The organism is Lentzea sp. NPDC058450, assembly GCF_042721395.1.
GTDB lineage: Bacteria > Actinomycetota > Actinomycetes > Mycobacteriales > Pseudonocardiaceae > Lentzea.
This window is the reverse complement of the sequence record NZ_JBHXLO010000008.1, coordinates 80,659-99,517: the sequence shown is the minus strand read 5'-3', so window position 1 is coordinate 99,517 and position 18,859 is coordinate 80,659. Positions and strand designations below refer to the sequence as shown.

14 protein-coding genes are annotated in these 18,859 nt (G+C 70.3%); 8 read left to right on the top strand and 6 right to left on the bottom strand.

The features are described from left to right. Positions 1-22 precede the first annotated feature (22 nt). The gene (locus ACFWNN_RS15170) at positions 23-583 is read left to right on the top strand and encodes a TetR/AcrR family transcriptional regulator (RefSeq protein ID WP_382440495.1); all 561 of its coding nucleotides are present in this window, start codon (positions 23-25) and stop codon (positions 581-583) included. On the opposite strand, the gene ACFWNN_RS15165 is transcribed toward ACFWNN_RS15170, so the two are convergent. Then, positions 576-2,645, bottom strand: a complete 2,070-nt coding sequence (locus tag ACFWNN_RS15165) for a PQQ-dependent sugar dehydrogenase (RefSeq protein ID WP_382440494.1) — start codon at positions 2,643-2,645, stop codon at positions 576-578. The two genes, ACFWNN_RS15170 and ACFWNN_RS15165, sit on opposite strands and share 8 nt — an antisense overlap. Before the next feature lie 138 nt (positions 2,646-2,783). On the opposite strand from ACFWNN_RS15165, the gene ACFWNN_RS15160 reads away from it, so the two are divergent. The 5 genes from ACFWNN_RS15160 to ACFWNN_RS15140 are packed head-to-tail and all read left to right on the top strand — an operon-like array spanning position 2,784 to position 7,738. Next, complete coding sequence (locus ACFWNN_RS15160; protein ID WP_382440493.1) at positions 2,784-3,977, top strand: extracellular solute-binding protein; 1,194 nt, start codon at positions 2,784-2,786, stop codon at positions 3,975-3,977. Further along, positions 3,974-5,020 carry an ABC transporter ATP-binding protein gene (locus tag ACFWNN_RS15155; protein ID WP_382440492.1) on the top strand — a complete coding sequence of 349 codons (1,047 nt, stop codon included), beginning with the start codon at positions 3,974-3,976 and terminating at the stop codon, positions 5,018-5,020. Before ACFWNN_RS15160 ends, ACFWNN_RS15155 begins: the two co-directional genes overlap by 4 nt. Then, entirely contained in the window at positions 5,017-5,895 is an 879-nt protein-coding gene (locus tag ACFWNN_RS15150) for an ABC transporter permease (RefSeq protein ID WP_382440491.1), read from the top strand. Before ACFWNN_RS15155 ends, ACFWNN_RS15150 begins: the two co-directional genes overlap by 4 nt. Next, on the top strand, positions 5,892-6,704 hold the full coding sequence (locus ACFWNN_RS15145; RefSeq protein WP_382440490.1) for an ABC transporter permease: 813 nt from the start codon (positions 5,892-5,894) through the stop codon (positions 6,702-6,704). The genes ACFWNN_RS15150 and ACFWNN_RS15145 overlap by 4 nt, the downstream gene beginning before the upstream one ends. Positions 6,705-6,754: 50 nt before the next feature. Then, positions 6,755-7,738 carry a LacI family DNA-binding transcriptional regulator gene (locus tag ACFWNN_RS15140; RefSeq protein ID WP_382440489.1) on the top strand — a complete coding sequence of 328 codons (984 nt, stop codon included), beginning with the start codon at positions 6,755-6,757 and terminating at the stop codon, positions 7,736-7,738. Between the two features lie 256 nt (positions 7,739-7,994). Here ACFWNN_RS15140 and ACFWNN_RS15135 read toward each other — a convergent pair whose 3' ends face one another. From ACFWNN_RS15135 to ACFWNN_RS15120, 4 genes are read right to left on the bottom strand one after another with little or no spacing between them, the layout of a single operon-like run. After that, a complete protein-coding gene (locus tag ACFWNN_RS15135) occupies positions 7,995-9,776 on the bottom strand; it encodes an AMP-dependent synthetase/ligase (RefSeq protein WP_382440488.1) in 1,782 nt (593 codons plus the stop codon). A 29-nt stretch (positions 9,777-9,805) separates the two neighbouring features. Then, a complete protein-coding gene (locus ACFWNN_RS15130; RefSeq protein WP_382440487.1) occupies positions 9,806-11,944 on the bottom strand; it encodes a molybdopterin-dependent oxidoreductase in 2,139 nt (712 codons plus the stop codon). A 32-nt stretch (positions 11,945-11,976) separates the two neighbouring features. After that, complete coding sequence (locus ACFWNN_RS15125) at positions 11,977-12,624, bottom strand: zinc-binding dehydrogenase (RefSeq protein WP_382440486.1); 648 nt, start codon at positions 12,622-12,624, stop codon at positions 11,977-11,979. A gap of 55 nt (positions 12,625-12,679) precedes the next feature. Continuing rightward, positions 12,680-13,678, bottom strand: coding sequence for a polyprenyl synthetase family protein (locus tag ACFWNN_RS15120; RefSeq protein WP_382440485.1), 999 nt, complete (start codon positions 13,676-13,678; stop codon positions 12,680-12,682). 84 nt (positions 13,679-13,762) lie between these two features. On the opposite strand from ACFWNN_RS15120, the gene ACFWNN_RS15115 reads away from it, so the two are divergent. Next, a complete protein-coding gene (locus ACFWNN_RS15115) occupies positions 13,763-14,725 on the top strand; it encodes an MASE1 domain-containing protein (RefSeq protein ID WP_382440484.1) in 963 nt (320 codons plus the stop codon). Here ACFWNN_RS15115 and ACFWNN_RS15110 read toward each other — a convergent pair. Beyond that, complete coding sequence (locus tag ACFWNN_RS15110) at positions 14,707-15,894, bottom strand: serine hydrolase domain-containing protein (RefSeq protein ID WP_382440483.1); 1,188 nt, start codon at positions 15,892-15,894, stop codon at positions 14,707-14,709. The two genes, ACFWNN_RS15115 and ACFWNN_RS15110, sit on opposite strands and share 19 nt — an antisense overlap. On the opposite strand from ACFWNN_RS15110, the gene ACFWNN_RS15105 reads away from it, so the two are divergent. Then, entirely contained in the window at positions 15,894-18,743 is a 2,850-nt protein-coding gene (locus ACFWNN_RS15105) for an ATP-binding protein (RefSeq protein WP_382440482.1), read from the top strand. The genes ACFWNN_RS15110 and ACFWNN_RS15105 overlap by 1 nt on opposite strands. Positions 18,744-18,859 lie beyond the last annotated feature (116 nt).

The following is an 18,859-nucleotide window of genomic DNA, read 5'->3' as shown; positions in this document are numbered from 1 at the left end:
CGCTCACGAGGGGAGTGCGCGCGTGCCACCACGCAAGCGAGCCGATGCCGTGCGCAACGAGCAGACGCTGCTCGCCGCGGCGGCCGAGGTGTTCGTCCGGTCCGGCGTCGACGCGCCCATCCGCGAGATCGCCACCGCGGCGGGCGTCGGCATGGGCACGATCTACCGCCACTTCCCCACCCGCGCGGACCTCGTCGTGGCCGTCTACCGGCACCAGGTGGAGGCGTGCGCGGAGGCCGGCCCCGCACTGCTGTCCACTTCGGACTCCGCCTTCGCGGCTTTGCGTTCTTGGATCGACCTGTTCGTCGACTTCCTGGTGACCAAGCACGGGCTGGCCGGCGCGATGCAGTCGGACAGCAGCGGGTTCCAGTCGTTGCACGCGTACTTCCTCGACCGGCTCGGGCCGGTGTGCGAGGAGTTGCTGACGGCCGCCGCCGACGCCGGGGAGATCCGGGTCGACGTGCGGCCGGTCGAGCTGATGCGCGGGATCGGCAACCTGTGCATCGGACGGGACGACGATCCTCGCTACGACCCGCGCCGGTTGATCGCCCTGTTGCTGGACGGCCTGCGCCGCACTAGTTGAGCGCCACCTTCAGAATCCTCGTGGAGCTGTTGCCCGCCGTGGAGTCCTTGTCCCCGTTGGACGTCGTGACCCACAGCGAGCCGTCCGGCGCGGGTTCCGGGGTGCGGAGCCTGCCGTAGGTGCCCTGGAAGTGCGACGTCGTCGTGCCGACGGACGAGCCGCTGATCTGCATGCGGTACAGGCGTTCGCCGCGCAACGCGGCGAGGAACAGCACGTCGTTCACGATCGCGAGGCCCGACGGCGAGGCGGAGCCGACCGAGAAGGTCTTCTTCGGGGCCACGTAACCGCCGCACGAACCCGAGGTGCCCTCGCACGACGGCCAGCCGTAGTTGCCGCCCTTCTGCAGCAGGTTGACCTCGTCCATGTTCGAGTTGCCGAGTTCCGCCTGCCACAGGAGGCCCTGCGAGTCCACGGCGAGGCCCTGGACGTTGCGGTGGCCGTAGGTCCAGACGTAGCGCGCGTTGCCGCCCTCGCCGAAGAACGGGTTGTCGGACGGCGCCGTGCCGTCCGGGTTGAGGCGCAGCACCTTGCCGCCGAGGTTCTGCTTGTCCTGGGCGTTGGCGCCGTTCTGGCCGTCGCCGGTGCCCGCGTAGAGCTTGCCGTCGGCGCCGAAGCGCAGGCGGCCGCCGTTGTGGAACTTGTTGCGCGGGATGCCGGTCAGCAACGTCGTCCAGCCGGTGAGGGAGTTGCCCTCGACCTTGGCGCGCACGATCCGGTTGTCGCCGGAAGCCGTGTGGTAGACGTAGATCAGGCCGTCGGTGGCGAACGTCGGCGAGAGCTCGATGCCGAGCAGGCCGCCCTCGCCGTTGGTGCCGGAGACGCCGGGGACCTTGCCCAGCGTGGTCTTCGTGCCGGACGGGGTGATCCGGACGATGTCCTGCGCGTCGCGGCGGGAGTAGACGCCGTCGCCGTTCGGCAGGAACGCGAGGCCCCACGGGACGTCGTTGTCGGTCGCGATCTGCGTGACGGCACCGACCTGGTCGCCGCCGGACCTCGTGCGCGCGGTCAGTTCGTTCGACGCGGGTGAGGTGTTGCCGACGGCGTCGAAGGCCTTGGCGGTGAACTTGTACTCGGTGTTGGCCTTCAGGCCGCCGATCACGGCGGACGTCGTGGTCGAGTCACCGATCTTGGTACCACCGCTGTAGATCTCGTAGCGCGTCACGCCGACGTTGTCGGTCGACGGGTCCCAGGCCAGTGAGACGGAGTTCGCCGTGACGCCGGTGGAACGCAGGTTCTTCGGTGCGGTCGGCGGGATCGGGTCCTCCTGGGCCGGCGGGGTCCTGAACTCCACCGTGTTGGAGGCCTGCGAGATGTTGCCCGCCGCGTCCTTCGCGTTGACGTAGAAGCCGTAGGTGGTGTTCGGCTTCAGGCCCTCCATCACCGTGGAGGTGGTGGCGGGCACGGACTTCACGAACTGGCCCAGGTTGTAGATCTCGTACGACGTCACCGCGACGTTGTCGGTCGACGGCTGCCAGGTCAGCTTCGCCGAGTCCGAGCGCACGTCCGAGGCGACGAGGTTCGTTGGCGCCGAAGGAGGTTCGGCGTCAGCGGGGCCGGTGGTGCCGAACACCTGGAACTCCTGCAACGAGTAGCCGTACGAGGAACCCGTGCGGCAGCGCGTGGTGCCGTAGACGCGGACGTACCGGCCACGACCCGAGACCGTCAGGTCCTCGACGCCGCCCTTGCCGTCGGCGGTCGTGTGAACAGCAGTCCACGCCGAGTCGTTCTCGGACGTCTCGACGCGATAGGCCTTGGCGCACGAGAGGTCCCACAGCAACCGGACCCTGCTGATGGTCGCGGACGTGCCGAGATCCACCCGGATCCAGGCGGGGTCAGTGTTCGACTTGCTGGCCCAGCGCGTCGACGAGTCGCCGTCGACGGCGTTGCGCGGCGCGTAGTTCGCGCCACCGGACGCCGACTCGGTCGCCGGTTTGCCTTGGGACAGCAGGACATCCGCGGCGACGGCCTGCGGAGTGGCGGAGACGAGCGAGCTCACCGCCACCGCGAGCGCGGTGGCCAGGATGCCGGTTCTCGCCGGCAACCGCCGTGAACGGGGTGCCACAGAAGCCTCCCACTTTCGTTGGGAACGGGATGTGCGGCGGCGGCGTTGCGTTCGACCCGGCGGCGGGTGTACTGGTGTTACAGAAAAACCGTAAACGTTTTCGCGCGCCAGGTCCAGAGTCAGTTAGGGAGCCGTGAGATGCGCTGGACAAGGAAGTTGCAGCTCGTCATCCCCACCCTGTTGGTCGTCACCGCGTGCGGTGCGCCGGAGGTCCCGCAGGCGCAGGACGCACCCACCGCCGTCCCGGACAAGCCCTCGAAACCGGTCGAGCTGAACGTGCTCGACGTGGCCGGCAACCTGCAGCTCACGCAGGGCATGATCGACGATTTCGTGCGGTCGCACCCCGACGTCGTGTCGAAGGTGAACGCCACCAAGGCGACCGCGCCGGACATGCCCGGCAAGCTCAAGGCCGAGCAGAACTCGGGCACCTCGCAGACCCACCTCGTGCTCACCGGCACCGACGGGCTCGCGAGCGTGATCGACCAGAAACTGGTTCATCCGCTGCTCCCCGAATATTCGGCGAGGCTGCCGAAGCTCGAAGACGTGTACTTGCCCGCCGCGAACGAAATGCAGAAGCTCGCGCAGAACCAGGGCGTCGCGATCACCTACTACCCGGCGGGGCCGCTGCTGGAGTACGACCCGGCGAAGGTGCCGTCGCCGCCGAGCTCCCCCGCCGACCTGCTGGCGTGGGCGCGCGCGAACCCCGGGAAGTTCCAGTACGCGCGGCCCGCGAACTCCGGGCCCGGCCGGACGTTCCTGATGGGGCTGCCGTACCTGTTGGGGGACAAGGATCCCAAGGACCCGGAGAACGGCTGGGACAAGACCTGGGCGTATCTCGAGGAGCTCGGGCAGTACGTCGACAACTACCCCGGCGGCACGACGGACGTCATGAAGAACCTCGCGAACGGCACGTCGTGGATGGTCGCCTCGACCACCGGCTGGGACATCAACCCGCGCGTGCTCGGCACCGTGCCGGACGGCATGAAGATCGCGACCTTCAAGGACTTCCACTGGGTCACGGACGCGCACTACGCCGTGATCCCCAAGGGCGTGTCCGCGGACGTGCTGTCGGCGAACCTCGCGCTGATCAGGTTCATGCTGGAGCCGCAGCAGCAGGCGAAGGCCTACGACAAGGGCTACTTCTACCCCGGCCCGGCGGTCAAGGGCGTCACGCTCGACATGGCGCCGCAGGAGTCGCGGGACGCCATCGCGAAGTTCGGCCGGCCCGAGTACGACGCGCTGATCGAGAAGAACCCGAAGGAGCAGTCGCTGCCGGCCGCGCAGCAGGTGAAGGCGTTCCAGCGGTGGGACCGCGAGATCGGCAGGAAATGAGGTTCGCCGAGCTGCACCTGGACCACGTGCGGCGCGCGTTCGGGGACACCGTCGCGTTGCGGGACATGGATCTCACGATCAAGGGCGGCGAGTTCGTGGCGCTGCTCGGGCCGTCGGGCTGCGGGAAGTCGACGGCGCTGAACTGCCTGGCGGGCCTGCTGCCGCTGACCGGCGGCCGGATCACCCTGGACGGGCGGCGGATCGACGATCTGCCACCCGAGAAACGCGGCTTCGGCATGGTGTTCCAGAACTACGCGCTGTTCCCGCACATGTCGGTGCGGCGCAACATCGCGTTCGGGCTCACGATGCGACGGCTGGCGAAGGCCGAGATCGCCCGGCGCGTGGACGACGCCGTGCGGCTCGTGCAGCTGGAGGAGCACCAGCACAAGTTCCCGGCGCAGCTGTCCGGCGGCCAGCAGCAACGGGTCGCGATCGCCCGTGCGATCGTGCTCGAACCGCCGCTGGTGCTGATGGACGAGCCACTGTCCAACCTGGACGCCTCGCTGCGGCTGGAGATGCGCACGGAGATCCGCCGGCTGCACCAGTCGCTCGGGCTCACCACCGTCTACGTCACGCACGACCAGGAGGAGGCGCTGGCCCTCGCCGACCGTCTGGTGGTGCTGCGGCTGGGCGAGGTGCAGCAGGTCGGGTCGCCGGAGGAGGTGTACGCGCACCCGGCGAACCGGTACGTGGCGGCGTTCATGGGGTATCGCAACCTGATCCCGGTGACCGTCGACTCCCAGGACGGCGAGCGCGCGACCGTCCACACCGGAGACGGCGTGCGGCTCGTCGGCGTGAAGCGCGAGGTGCTTGGGACCCAGGCCGTGGCGGCGGTGCGGCCGGAGGACTTCGTGCTGGACGGGTCCGGCGAGAACACGCTCGAAGCCGTGGTCGAGATCGTCGAGTACCACGGCCGGGAGCAGGCGGTCGAGGCACGGCTGCGCGACGGCACCCGGTTGCACCTCCGGACGGCCTCCCGGCTGGCGCCGGGCGACACGATCGCGGCGAAGGTGCCGGTCGAGCGCGTGCTGGTGTTCTCGTGACGGCCGTGGCGGTGCGGCACCGGCTCGCCGAGAAGGGCGTCGACCGGGTGCTCTGGCTGCTGCTGCCGGGCGCGGTGTTCGTGGTGCTGCTGTTCGTCTACCCGTTCCTGTACGGGTTGCAGCTGTCATTCCAGCCCAAGGGCGGCGGCAACCCGTTCCAGAACTACGTCACGTTCTTCTCCGACCCCTACCTGGCCGAGACGGTGTGGATCACGCTCCGGCTCGGGCTCCCGGCCGCGCTGGTGAACGTGCTGGCGTCGATCCCGATCGCGTTCCGGATGCGCGGGCGGTTTCGGGGCAAGCGGGCGCTCACGACGGTGCTGGTCGTGCCGATCACGCTCGGCACCGTGCTGACGGCCGAGGGCCTGCTCGCGTTCTTCGGCCCCACCGGCTGGTTCAACCGCGTCTGGCTCGCGCTCGGCGCGGACGAGCCGGCGAGGCTCACCCACAACTACTGGGGCGTGCTGTTCAGCCTGGTCATCACCGGGTTCCCGTTCGCGTTCCTGCTGACGCTGTCGTACCTGTCCGGCATCGACCCGACACTGGAACAGGCCGCGGCGACGCTGGGCGCGTCGCGGCGGCAGCGGTTCCGGTCGATCACCATGCCGCTGCTCGCACCCGGTCTCGCGGTGACGTTCTGCCTGAGCTTCGTGCTGGCGTTCAGCGTGTTCCCGTCGGCGGTGATGGTCGGCGACCCGGTGGGCGAGACGCACGTGATGTCGATCGCCGCGTACGAGACCGCGTTGCGGGACAACGACTTCGCGCTGGGTTCGGCGATCGCGATGCTGATGGCGCTGGTGATGCTGGCCGTCATCGGCGTGGTGCTGGTCTGGCGCACGACCCTGTACCGCGGTGCGACGGGAGGCAAGGGATGAGGCCCCTGGTGTGGCTGACGTGGGGCGCTCTGGCGTTCTTCCTGCTGAACCTGCTCGGTGTCGTCGGCGCGGTCGTGACGAACTCGTTCGCGGAGACGTGGTTCGCCACGTGGCTGCCCGACGGCTACACCGGCCAGTGGTACGGCGAGGCGTGGCGCGACTACCGGCTGCTGGACGTGCTGGTGGTGACGTTCCAGGTGGCGCTGTCCGTCGTCGTCGTCTCCGTCCTCATCGGAGTGCCGGCGGCGTACGCGCTGGCCCGCCGCGACTTCCCCGGCAAGAAGCTGCTGAGCGTGCTGTTCCTGCTGCCGATCCTGATGCCACCGATGACGTACGGCATCCCGCTCGCCACGGTGCTCTACAAGTTCGGGTTGGCGGGCAGCATGGCGGGTGTGATCGCGGCGAACCTCGTGCCAGCGGTGCCGTTCGTGGTGCTGACGATGACGCCGTTCATCGAGCAGATCGACACGAAGGTCGAGGCGGCGGCGCGGATGTGCGGGGCGTCGACGTTCGCCCTCTTCACACGCGTCCTGGCACCGTTGCTGGTTCCTGGTGTGCTGGCGGCGTCGATCCTGGTGCTGGTGAGGACGGTGGGCATGTTCGAGCTGACGTTCCTCACGGCGGGCCCGACCAGCCAGACCCTGGTGGTGTCGCTGTACGAGGCCATGTCGTCGGCGGGGATCAGGCCGCAGCAGATGGTCGACTCGATGGCGGTGATCTACACGGGATCGATGCTGGTGCTGCTGGTGGTGGCGCTGCGGTTCGTGAACCCGACCCAGCTCGTCACCAGACTCAAGGACCCGGCCTGACCTCGGACCCGTCATGATTGTTTCAACCGGCTGGTGAGGGTGAGGTACAAGTGGCAGTCACGATCCGCGACGTGGCCCGCAGGGCGCACGTGTCGGTCGCCACCGTTTCGCGTGCGCTGACGTCGCCGGAGCTGGTGCGGCCGGAGACCAGATCACGTGTGCTGGCCGCCGCGACCGAGCTCGGCTACCAGCCGAACAGGGCCGCGCGCGGGCTCATCACGGGCAAGACGGGCAACATCGGCATCGTCGTGCCAGACCTCGACAACCCGTTCTTCACCGGCGTGCTGAAGGCCGTGCAGGCGCGGGCCGTGCAGGCCGACTACGCGGTGTTCGTGGCGGACAGCGACGAGGACCCGGTCACCGAGGCCAAGCTCGTGCACGCGATGGCCAAGCAGGTCGACGGCGTGGTGCTGTGCGCGCCCGGCCTGGAGGACTCGCAGATCTACGAGATGGCCGGGGCCACGTCGCTGGTGCTGCTCAACCGGCGGCTGCCCGGCGTGCCCGCCGCGTTGATGGACTCGGCGGGCGGCATGCACGCGATCATCGACCACCTCGTGGCGCTCGGGCACCACCGGATCGCCTACCTCAACGGGCCGCGCACGTCGTGGTCGAACCAGGAACGCCGGCGCGGGCTGATGAAGGCCGTCGCGAAGCACGAGGTGGACCTGGTCGACCTCGGGCCGTTCGCGCCGCGCTACGAGGGCGGCCTGCAGGCGGCGGACCTCGCGGTGGCGGCCGACACGACGGCGATCGTCGCCTACAACGACATCATGGCGCTGGGCGTGCTGGCGCGGCTGCGCGACCGGGGCATCTCGGTGCCGGGGGACGTGTCGGTGACCGGGTTCGACGACCTCACCTACGCGTCGCTCTGCTCCCCCGCGTTGACGACGGTCGCCATGCCGGTCGCCCAGGCGGGACGCACGGCGGTGAACCTGTTGCTCGACTGGCTCGACTCGGACAACACCGAGGTGCCGCAGATAGTGGCCGAGACGCAACTCATCGTGCGCGGTACGACCACTCCTCCCCGCAAGTAGTGGTGAATTGACAACGGGTCACTTTGTTTCAAAACGAGAAGTTTCGAAACAAAGTGACCCGAGCAGGACACAGGTCCCGAAATGCAAGGCGGCCCCGGCTGGGCGTCTGGGGGGAGTACGCCTTGAGCCGGGGCCGCGAAGCGGCTGGGCCCGAGGGGGGAGGGGGCCTAGCGCCGCTTGGTGTCCCACTCTGCCCTGACCGGAACAAATGCGCCAGGGTGGATGTACCTGTTTTTGGATTTCTCGTACGTACGGGTTACTCGTAGAGCCCTTCGTACAACTCAGAGTGAACTCGGTGCACCACGTTCCGTTTGACCTTCAACGTGGGGGTGAGCTCCCCTTCCTCCTGGGACAGATCACGGGTGAGCAGCACGAACTTCTTCACCTGGGAAACACTGGCGAAGTGCGAGTTCGCTTCGTCAACGACTTCCTGGATGAGCGTTCGCACGTCCGGGTGACCCACCAACGATTCGAGGTCGGACGGCAAGTCACGCTGGGCGGCCCACGGCCCGATCTCGTCGGCGTCGAGTGTGATCAGCGCCACGCAGTACGGCTTGCGGTCGCCGAACAGCACGGCGTGCGAGATCCAGCGGGACTGGCGCAGCACGTTCTCCACGTTGGCCGGCGCGATGTTCTTGCCGCCCGCGGTGATGATGATGTCCTTCTTGCGGCCGGTGATCGTGACGAAGCCGTCCTCGTCGATCTCGCCCAGGTCGCCGGTGTGCAGCCAGCCGTCCTGCAACGTGGCCGCGGTGGCCTCCTCGTTGCGCCAGTAGCCCGCGAAGACGTGCGGGCCGCGCATGAGCAGCTCGCCGTCCTCGGCCACCTTCATCTCCAGGCCCGCGATGCCGGACGCGCCGACGGAGCCGAGCTTGAACGCGTGCAGGGTGTTGATCGTGCCGACGGCCGTGGACTCGGTCATGCCGTAGCCCTCCAGCACCGGGACGCCGGCCGCGTGGAAGAACTGGAGCACCTCGCGGGAGATCGGCGCGGCACCGGACAGCGCCTGCACGAGCCTGCCGCCGAACGCACCGCGGACGTTCGCGAACAACGCGTCGACCTGCGCGAACGCGGCCGCCATCTCGGCGGGCACCGGCTCGCCGGCAGCACGCCGGCGACGCACCTCCAGGCCGAGCTGGACGGCCTGCGCGAGCTGTTCCGCGGGCACGCTGGAGGTGACGAACGTGTAGATCTTCTCGAAGATCCGCGGCACTGACGGCAGGAACGTCGGCTTGACCTCGGCGAGCTCCGGCACGATCGCCTTCATGTCGCCGCCGAAGTACGCGAGCGCGCCGCCCCGGTACATCGTGCCGAACATGATGATCTGCGCGAAGACGTGCGCCAGCGGCAGGAACAGGTAGACGACGCCGGTCATCGCGTCGATGCGGGCCTGCTCCGCGACTCGGCAAAGCGCGACCCAGTTGGCGTTGGTCAGCACGCAGCCCTTGGGCGGGCCGGTGGTGCCCGAGGTGTAGATGATCAGGCTCGGGTCCTCGGGCCTGATCGCCGCGCGGCGGGAGTCCAGCACGTCGGCGAGCGGGGAGGTGCGGCCGGAGTCCTGGACCTCGGCGACGCGCGGGCGGTCACCGGCCGGGTCGATCGAGAAGACCGTGCGCAGCTCGGGGAGCTCGGGCGCGACGACCTCGACCTTGACGCACTGCTCCTCGTTCTCCGCCACCACGATCGACGCGCCGGAGTCGCCGACGACCCAGGCGATCTCCTCGGAGGTGCTCGACGGGTAGATCGGCACGACGATGCCGCCCGCCGCGAGCACCGCGAGCTCGACGGCCGTCCACTCCGGACGGGTGTTCGCGAGCACGCAGACCCGGTCGCCCGCCTTCAGTCCGGCGTGGACGAACCCGGACGCGAGGTCCAGCACCACCTCGGCGACCTCGGCGTAGGTCTGCTCGTGCCACTGCCCGTCCCGCTTGAACCGCCACGCCACCGCGTCGCCGTACGCCTGCTCCGCGAGGAACGGCAGGTCGGCTATCCGGCGGACGGCTTGCACCGCGTTCGGGCTGGTGACTCCGGCGGTCATGGCGGCTCCTAGAGGCGCTGAGGGGTTCTTCAGGCGGGCACGACCTGCACGCGGGTGCCGTTCAGGACGGCGGTGCCCGAGAGCGGGTCGAGGCGGAGGTCGTCGGTCAGCAGGTTCACGTTCACCCCGGCGTGCTCGCTCGCGACGGTGAGCCGGGTGCCGGGCTGGTCGTGCCCCCAGCCGTGCGGCATCGACACGACGCCGGGCGCGATGTCGTCGGTGACCTCGACCAGCACCTCGACCTCACCGACGCGCGAGGTGACCTGGGCGGGTTTGCCGTCGGCGAGGCCGAGCCGGTCGGCGTCGCCGGGGTTGACCAGGAGCGTGCACAACGGCTTGCCCTTCACCAGCGCGGGCACGTTGTGCATCCAGGAGTTGTTGGTGCGCAGGTGCCGGCGGCCGACGAGGACCAGGTCGGTCTCGGACGTGCCGAGCGCCTCCCGCACGCGCGGCAGGTCGTCCACGATCGGCTGCGGGGTGAGCTCGACCTTGCCCGACGGCGTGCGGAGGATCTCCGGCAGGCGCGGGGTGAGCGAGCCGAGGTCTATGCCGTGCGGGTTGTCCAGCAACTGCTGGAGGCTCACGCCGTACGCGCCGGTGCGGAGCTTGAGGTCCAGCAGGCGTTCCTCGCGCGTCTCGCCGTCCGGTTCGAAGTCGACGCCGGCCTTCTTCTTCAGGTCGTTCAGCTGGAACTCCGCGATGGCGTCGAGGTCGGCGGCCGGGCCCATGCCGGAGAAGATCGTGATGAGGCGGAAGAAGATGTCCGTCTCGTCGACCCTGCCTTCTTCCAACGGGATCGCGGCGCGCGAGTACTTCACGACGTTGCGCACGGTGTGGTTGAGGAACGCGATGTCGTAGTGGACGCGGCGGGACGGCGGCGGCGTCGGCAGGATGACGTCGGCGTGCCGGGTGGTCTCGTTGAGGTAGGGGTCGACGCTGACCATGAAGTCCAAAGAGGACAGCGCGGTGGTCACGCGGGCGGAGTTCGGCAACGACAGCGCGGGGTTGCCGCCGATCGTGAACAGCGCGCGCACCTGGCCGTCGCCGGGCGTCTCGATCTCGTCGACCAGCGTGACGGCCGGGTACTCCCCCATCACCTCGGGGTGGCCCGCGACGCGGCTGTGCCAACGGCCGACGGTGAACCCCTTGCCGCTGCCCTTGCCGCGGTTCAGGTGCGCGGGCAGCGGCCACATCATGCCGCCGGGCCGGTCGAGGTTGCCGGTGAGGACGTTGAGGACGTCGACCGCCCAGGACGCGACCGTGCCGAACTCGACGGTCGTCGTGCCGATGCGGCCGTAGACGGCGGCCCGGTCCGCGTCGGCGAGTTGCCTTGCCAGCGAACGGATCGTGGCCGCGTCGATGCCGGTGCGGTCCGCGACGGCCTCGGGGCTGAACGACTCGACGTGCGCGCGGATCGGGAGGTGGTCGGTGACGTGATCGGCGAGGTCCCTGAGGTTCACCAGGTCCTGCGCGAACAGTTCGTGGATCAACGCCAGCAGCAGGAACACGTCGGTGCCCGGCCGGATCACGACGTGCTGGTCCGCCGCTGCCGCCGTGCGACTGCGGCGCGGGTCGACCACGACGAACCTGCCGCCGCGCTTCTGCAACGCCTTGAAGCGGCCAGGCGCGTCCGGCACCGTCCACAGGCTGCCGTTGGACGCGAACGGGTCGGCGCCCAGCACCAGCATGAAGTCGGTGCGGTCGATGTCGGGCACGGGGATCGAGAAGATGCCGCCGAACATGTGGCCGACCTGGACGTGCTTGGGCATCTGGTCGACGGTGCTGGCGGAGAAGATGTTGCGGCTGCCGAGCGCCTTGCGCAGCGGTCCGGCGTAGAGGCCGCCGGCGAGCGAGTGCGCGACGGGGTTGCCGAGGTACATGGCGACGGCGTTGCGGTCCGGGAAGTCCTTCAGGCGTTCGTCGACGTACGCGAACGCCTCCTCCCAGGTGACCTCGTGGAACTCGCCGTCGCGCTTGACCATCGGGGCGCGCAGCCGGTCCGGGTCGGCGTCGAGCGTGCCGAGCGAGGCGCCCTTGGGGCAGAGGAACCCCTTGCTGAACTCGTCCTCCCGGTCGCCGCGCACCTTCGTGATGCGGTCGCCCTCGACCGTCAGTTCCAGCCCGCACGTGGCTTCGCAGAGCGGGCAGGTCGTGAACACGGTCCTCATGGGTCCCCTTATCGGCTTGTTACCAACGAGTACTAGCTGTCCGCCATCGGACGCAATCGCCCAGCCGAGGTCAACCCGAACAGCTCACTGACAGCCCTGGCGACCATTTCCGGCTGGTCGAGAGTGTCGTCGAAGCGAAATCCGATGATCGCCCGCGACCCGCTCAGCAGACCGGTCAGCTTGATGGATTCGTCCTGGTCAGGGCCGTAGCAGACGACCCTGCCGAACGGCGCGAGGGCGTCCAGCGAGGACCCCAGCGCACCACCGGGATCGAGCGCCACGTCGACCTGTTCACCCTCGTTCGCGGCGACCAATCGTGCAGTCAGACCGTCTCGATTGGAGTCGACGGCCACGTCCGCACCGAGCCGGACGGCCTGCCTGCGGCGGGCCTGAGTGGACTCGGTCGCGATGACCCGGCCGGCCGCGAACCCACGAGCGAGCTGAACCGCGATAGCGCCGACCTCGCTCATCGCGTCGTGCACCACGATCGACTCGTCCGGCCGCATGTGCGCGCACGTGCGGAGGAGGTGCCACGCCGTCGTGCCGGCCCTCGCGAGGGTCAGCGCCTGCTCGTCCGTGACGCCCGCGGAGACCGGCAGGCACACGCGGCCCGCGATGACGACCACGCGGCGCCCACCGTCCTCCACCTGGATCTCGTCGGCGGCCTCGGCTGTGCGCATGCCGTCCATCTCACCGGGTCCGCGGCGGCAGGGTGTAGTGCGGCTTCCACAACAGCTAAGAGTCCGCGCTGTTCAGGGACCGGTAGTAGGCGAAGGCGAGCTTCGCGAGGGTGGTCAGTTCGGGCGTTTCGTACGGCTGCACGGACGTGAGCGCGAGGTCGACGCGGCGGTGGATCTCGGCCTCCGCCCACTCCCGCGCGCCCGTCCGCGCGACCAGTTCGGCCGCCTCACGGGTCTGCGCGGGGTCGAGCTCGACGCCGCGTGCGTACAGCTCGGCGAGCCGCGTGCCCGCCTCGGTCCCCGACCGGAGCGCGCGGATCACCGGCAGGGTCTTCTTGAGGCGGGCGAGGTCGGAGCCGGTGGGCTTGCCGGTCGCGCGCTCGTCGCCCCAGATGCCGAGCAGGTCGTTGGCGAACTGGAAGGCGATGCCGAGTTCCGTGCCGAAGTCGTGGAACGCGCGGAAGGCGGCGGTGTCCGCGCCCGCGTTGAGGGCGGTGAGGGAGCAGGCGGTGCCGATCAGGACGCCGGTCTTGCCCACCGACATCCGCAAGCAGTCCTCCAGGCTCACGTCCGCGCGGCTCTCGAACTCGATGTCGAGGCTCTGGCCCTCGCACAGGTCGACCGCGCAGCCCGCGAGCAGGCCCGCGCCCTTGTGCCCGGACAGGGTCTGGATCCCGGCCGCCAGCAGGGCGTTGCCGACGAGCAGGGCCTCCGACGTGCCGCAGACCGTCCAGAGCGCCGGACGGCCGTGGCGTTCCGCGTCCTGGTCGTGCACGTCGTCGTGGATCAGGGTGAAGTTGTGGACCAGCTCGACGGCCGCGGCGACGGTGAGGGCGCGGTGCTCGTCGGCGCCGAGGGCGCGGGCGGTGGCGAGGACGAGGGCGGGGCGGACGGCCTTGCCGGTGCCGCTGCCGGGGACGTCCCAGCCGAAGTGGTGGACCGCGCGCTCGCGCAGGGTCGGCGGCAACAGGCCGACCCTGCGCCGCAGCACGGGTTCGACGGCTTCGCGGGCGTCGTCGAGCAGCTGGATCTTCACCACGTGATCATCCTCCACCGCACCACCTACGGGGTGAGTCCAGGTGGGTACGCCCTGTCAGGAGGTATGGCCATCGTGTGTGCACAGGTGCAGCATGTTGCGGTGAACGCCGCACTCCGGACCGTCGCCACGATCGCCGTCGTCGCGCTCGCGTACTTCGCGACCGCGCAGGTCGGCCTGGTCCTGGCCCTGGTGCAGGGTCAGGTCACTCCACTGTGGCTGCCGACGGGGATCTCCGTGGCGGCACTGCTGTTCTTCGGCCGCGGGATCTGGCCGGGCATCGCGCTTGGCGCGTTCGCCGCCAACATCGCCCTGACCGCGCCGCTGTTCTCGGCGGTGCTGATCACCGCGGGCAACACCGCCGCGCCCCTGCTGGCCTGGTACCTGCTGACCCGCTTCGGTTTCCGCCCGGCGATCGACCGGCTGAAGGACGCGCTGCTGCTGGTGTTCGCGGGCGCGCTGGGCGCGATGCTGGTGAGCGCGCTGGTCGGCACGATGGCGTTGCGGATCGGCGGCGTGATCCCGTGGCGGGACGTGCCCGCGGTGATGTCGGTGTGGTGGACCGGGGACGCGATGGGCGTGCTGGTGTTCACGCCGTTGCTGCTGACGTTGCCCAAGCAGTGGCGGGCCCCGCCCGCCCGGCTGGCCGAGGCGGTCGTGCTGCTGGTGTCGACGGCGCTGGTGGCGTCCTTCGTGACGACGTCGAGCGAGCGGCTGCTGTTCCTGGTGTTCCCGATGCTGATCTGGGCGGCGCTGCGGTTCCAGCACGCGATCGCGGCCCCGTGCGCGGCGATCATCTCCGTGGCGGCCGTGATGTCGGCCGCCGGCGGCCACTTCTCCGCGAGTTCGTTGCTCACCACGATGATCGTGCTGCAGGCGTTCAACGGCTCGGTGGCGCTGACCAGCCTGATCCTCGCCGCGATCACCAGTGAGCGCAACGAGGCGAAGCGGGCGATCGAGCGGGCGTGCGAACAGCTGGCCGCCACCGTCGCGCGCTCTCAGGAGGAGAACGCGCGCAGGCGGTTCGGCCGGGTCGTGCCGCCCGGTCAGGCGAGCGCCCGGTAGACGGCGTCCACAAGGGACTGACCGCGCTCGTTCAGGGCGAGCCCCGGTCCCTGCCGGTTCATGGTGTACCCGAACGACAGCCGTGCCCCCGGGTCGGCGAACCCGAGCGAGCCGCCCATTCCGGTGTGCCCGAACGCTTCCTCCGGCAGCAGCAGCCCTTCCCGGTCGTTCGGCGGCAGGTAGCGGTTGTCGGTGGCCTTCTGGAAACCGAGCGCGAACCGCGACGGCACCATGACCACCGCGTCCATCCCGGCGACCGCGACGGTCGACATCAACGGCAGCTGGAACTCCTCGACCAGCCGCACCCCCTGGTACGCGCCGCCGAGCGCGAGCGGCCGGTAGAGGCCGGCGAGGCCCCTGGCGTTGGAGATGCCGCCGATCGCGCCCATCTCGGCGGCGTGGGCGGCGCGGGAGTCGGACTCGCCGGGCAGCATGTAGCCGCCGTTGTTGAGCAACATCAGGCCCGGCAACGACTCCGGCTGGGTGAGCGCCGTGACGAACATCGACGGCAGCAGCACCCCCGGCTGCGTCGGGTCGACCGGGATCGTGGGGGCGACGTGGGGTTCGAGGTCCTCGGGCAGGCCCAGCCAGAAGTCGAGGCCGAGCGGTCCGGAGACCTCCTTCTCGAAGAACCGCCCGAGCGTGAGCCCGCTGACCCGCCGCACGATCTCGCCGACGAGGAACCCGAACGTCAGCCCGTGGTAGCCGTGCCGCGTGCCCGGTTCCCACAACGGCCGTTGCGCGGCGAGCGTCGAGGTCATCAGGTTCCAGTCGTAGAACGCCCCGGCGGGCAGCGGCGACGTCACGGCGGGCAGTCCCGCCTGGTGCGCCAGCACGTGCCGAACGAGCGTCGCCTCCTTGCCCTCGGCGCCGTACTCGGGCCAGTAGCGGACGACCGGCGCGTCGAGGTCGAGCTCGCCGCGCGAGGCGAGGACGTGCGCGGCGAGCGCGGTGGCGCCCTTGGTGCACGACCACACGTGCCCGACGGTCTCCTCGGACCAGAGTCGCCCGCTCACCGGATCGGCGACACCGCCCCAGAGGTCCACCACGGGTTCGCCGTCGAGCGTCACGTGCACGGACGCGCCGATCTCGTCCCGTTCGGCGAAGTTGCGTTCGAACTCCTCGCGCACCTCGGCGAACCGCGGCGCACAGCTTCCCTGGATCGACATTGATCCTCCTCGGACGGCGGGGCCACCAGACCACCACCGGCGGCGGCCACGCGTCAGTAGGGAAGCCTCAACGTCTAACGCGTGGAAGACTTCGAGACAGCCCGACCCACCCGGAGGCCGTCATCGCCGACACGCCGCTAGTTGGCCGCGACCAGGAGCTGCGCACGGTGCTGGCCTGCGCCGCCGGCTCCCCCGCGACCGGCCTGGCCGTGATCGGGATCAGCGGCGAACCGGGCATCGGCAAGACGTCGCTGCTGGCCGAGATCGCCCGCCGCCTGCGCGACGAGCAGTGCGCCGTCCTCACCTCGGCGTCGGACGTCCTGGGCAAGCGCATCCCGTACGGCACGATCACGGCCCTGGTCCGCTCGCTCCCCGCCGACCGGCTCCGCGCGGAAGCGCTGGCAGCACTGGAGACCACGACCGAGGACTCCGGCACGTGGTTCGGCAGGGCCTGCGACCAGGTGGTCCGCCTGCTGACCGCGCTGACCGCCACCCGCCCGGCCGCGGTGCTGATCGACGACCTGGACCACGCGGACGACGACTCCCTGTCCCTGCTGACCCTGGTGCTGCGCCGGCTGACCTCCGCCCCGCTGGTCCTGGTCACCACGAGCCGTTCCGCCGACCCCGGCCACCTGGACCGCGTGGAGGAGCACGCCGAGACCGTCCGCCTGGTCCTGCCTCCGCTGACCGGCGCCGAGGTGACGCGGGTCGTGGAGTCGTTCCTGGACAGCAAAGTGGACGACGGTCTGGCCCGCGAGGTACTGCACCGCTCGGACGGCAACCCGTTCTTCGTCACGGAGATAGCCCGCTCCCTGCGCGACCTGAACCTGCTGGCCGTCGACAACGACCGCGCCCGCCTGGCCGTCTCGCCGGACGCCATCCGCCTGACCCGCCGGGAAGCCCTGCTGCGCCGGGTGGCGCCGCTGGAGAACGACACCCGGCTGGTGGCCAGGGCCGTGGCGGTGTTCCGGCGCGTGCGCCTGGACCAGATCCCCCTGCTCGCCCGAGTCGCGTCCCTGCCGGAACCCACCGTCGCCGAAGCCTTCGACGCGTTGCTGCAAGCGAACATCGTCGTGCACGACGACACCGGCTATCGCTTCTCGCACGCCCTGGTGGGCGAGGCCCTCTACCAGGAACTGGGCCCGGCCCAGCGCCGCCACCTGCACTCCCTGATCTCGGCCCGCCTGCTCGACGACCGCGCCCACCACCTCCCGGTGGACCTGCTCCAACTCGCCTGGCACCTGGCCGAGTCCGCCGCACCCGGCGACCACCGGGCGGTCTCAGTGCTGACCGAGGCGGCCACCGAGGCCCGCACCTCGGCCCCGGAGACAGCGGCCGCCCTCTGCACCCGAGCCCTGCAGCTGCTGCCGGTCAACGCCCCGGACCGGATCCCGTTGCTGGCCCTGCAATGCCGGATCCTGGCCAGGGCCTCCCGTCCGGCCCTGGCCGTCGCCCCGGGCCTGGAAGCTCTGAAGTCCCTGTCCCCTGGCCCGGAACGCACCCGCGTGGCCACCGCGACGATCTCGTCCCTCTTCTCCGTGGGCCGCACCGCCGAAGCCCTGGCCCTGGCCGACGCCGAGGTGGCCGCGGGCTCCACCCCGACCTCCCTGCAAGCCCAGCGAGCCGTCCTGCTCGTCTACAACGACCGCTACCCCGAAGCGCTGGCCGAGGCGGCCCGCCTGCCGTCCCTCCCGATCACCTCCCCGGCCGAGGGCGTGATCGTCCACGAGCACCTGGCGCTGCTCAACTCGTTCCTGTTCCAGCACGACAGGACCGTCGAGCACGCCGACCAGGCCCTCGCCCACAGCGGCGACCACCTGATGCTGGAACTCCAGGCCCTCTCCGTCTGCGCCTCGATCACCGCGCTGGCGGGCCTGGTCCACGACGCCGACTGGCGTTACCGCCGGGCGGAGGACCTGGCCACCCGGACGGGCACGCACAGCTTCCGGGCAGAACGCCAGGCCACCCGAGTGACCCTCGACTGGCTGGGCGGCCAGTGGGACGCGGCCCTGGACAACATCGGCCGCTACCTCCCGGACATGGCCGCCTCCCAGTCCGATCAGGCCCACGGCGCCCTGCAGGCGATCGAGCTGTCGATCCGCACCTGGCGAGGCCAGCTGGACCTGGCCGCCCGCCTGGCGGCCCTGCCACCCCCGCGGTCGACGAACATCTCCCGCCTGCACGCCGCGGCCCAGGCCGAGTACCTGATCGCCAAAGGCGACCAGGCCGCCGCGTACGACCTGCTGAAGGCCGGCGTCGGCGAAGACCTGGAGGCCCCGTACTCCTGCCTCCTGGTCGCGCGCCTGATCGAACTGGACCTGGAGCGGGGCGACCCGGCGGCGGCCCACCGATCCCTGGACCGGCTGGCCGAAGTCGCCCCCACCCGAGTCTCCCCGTGGTCGCGCACCACCATCAGCCGCATCACCGGCATCGTCCGCGCAGACCAGGACCAGCTCCGGGCGGCGGCAGCGGAGGCGGCCCAGGGCGGCCTGGAGTTCGAGAAGGCGAGAGCCCACCTGGCCCTGGGCGAGGTCCCGGCCCTGCTGGAGGCCTACACGACGTTCCAGCGGCTGGGCGCCCACGGCCTGCGCCGGCAGGCGGGCAACCAGCTGCGGGCTCTGGGCGCCAAGGTGCCCAGAGCCCGGTCCAAGACCCCGGGTCTCCTCACCACGGCCGAGGAGAACGTGGCCCGGCTGGTGCAGCAGGGAATGCGCAACCGCGACATCGCCGCGGCCCTGCACTACAGCCCGCGCACGATCGAGGTGTACCTCTCCCGCGTCTACGCGAAGCTGCACGTCTCCTCGCGCCTGGAGCTCGCCAGGGCCCTGGACGCGATGCAACAGCGCTGAGCGACCACAACGCAAGCCCGGCGCCCGCACCAACCGGACAGCCGTCAACGCAAGCCGACCACCCACGCAAGCCAGGCGCGCGCCCTCAACCGGACAGCCGACATCGCAAGCCAACC

Coding starts and splice junctions, on each gene's coding strand:
- ACFWNN_RS15160 (WP_382440493.1), top strand. CDS start 2,784: ATGCGCTGGACAAGGAAGTTGCAGCTCGTCATCCCCACCCTGTTGGTC.
- ACFWNN_RS15155 (WP_382440492.1), top strand. CDS start 3,974: ATGAGGTTCGCCGAGCTGCACCTGGACCACGTGCGGCGCGCGTTCGGG.
- ACFWNN_RS15145 (WP_382440490.1), top strand. CDS start 5,892: ATGAGGCCCCTGGTGTGGCTGACGTGGGGCGCTCTGGCGTTCTTCCTG.
- ACFWNN_RS15135 (WP_382440488.1), bottom strand. CDS start 9,776: ATGACCGCCGGAGTCACCAGCCCGAACGCGGTGCAAGCCGTCCGCCGG.
- ACFWNN_RS15130 (WP_382440487.1), bottom strand. CDS start 11,944: ATGAGGACCGTGTTCACGACCTGCCCGCTCTGCGAAGCCACGTGCGGG.
- ACFWNN_RS15125 (WP_382440486.1), bottom strand. CDS start 12,624: ATGCGCACAGCCGAGGCCGCCGACGAGATCCAGGTGGAGGACGGTGGG.
- ACFWNN_RS15110 (WP_382440483.1), bottom strand. CDS start 15,894: ATGTCGATCCAGGGAAGCTGTGCGCCGCGGTTCGCCGAGGTGCGCGAG.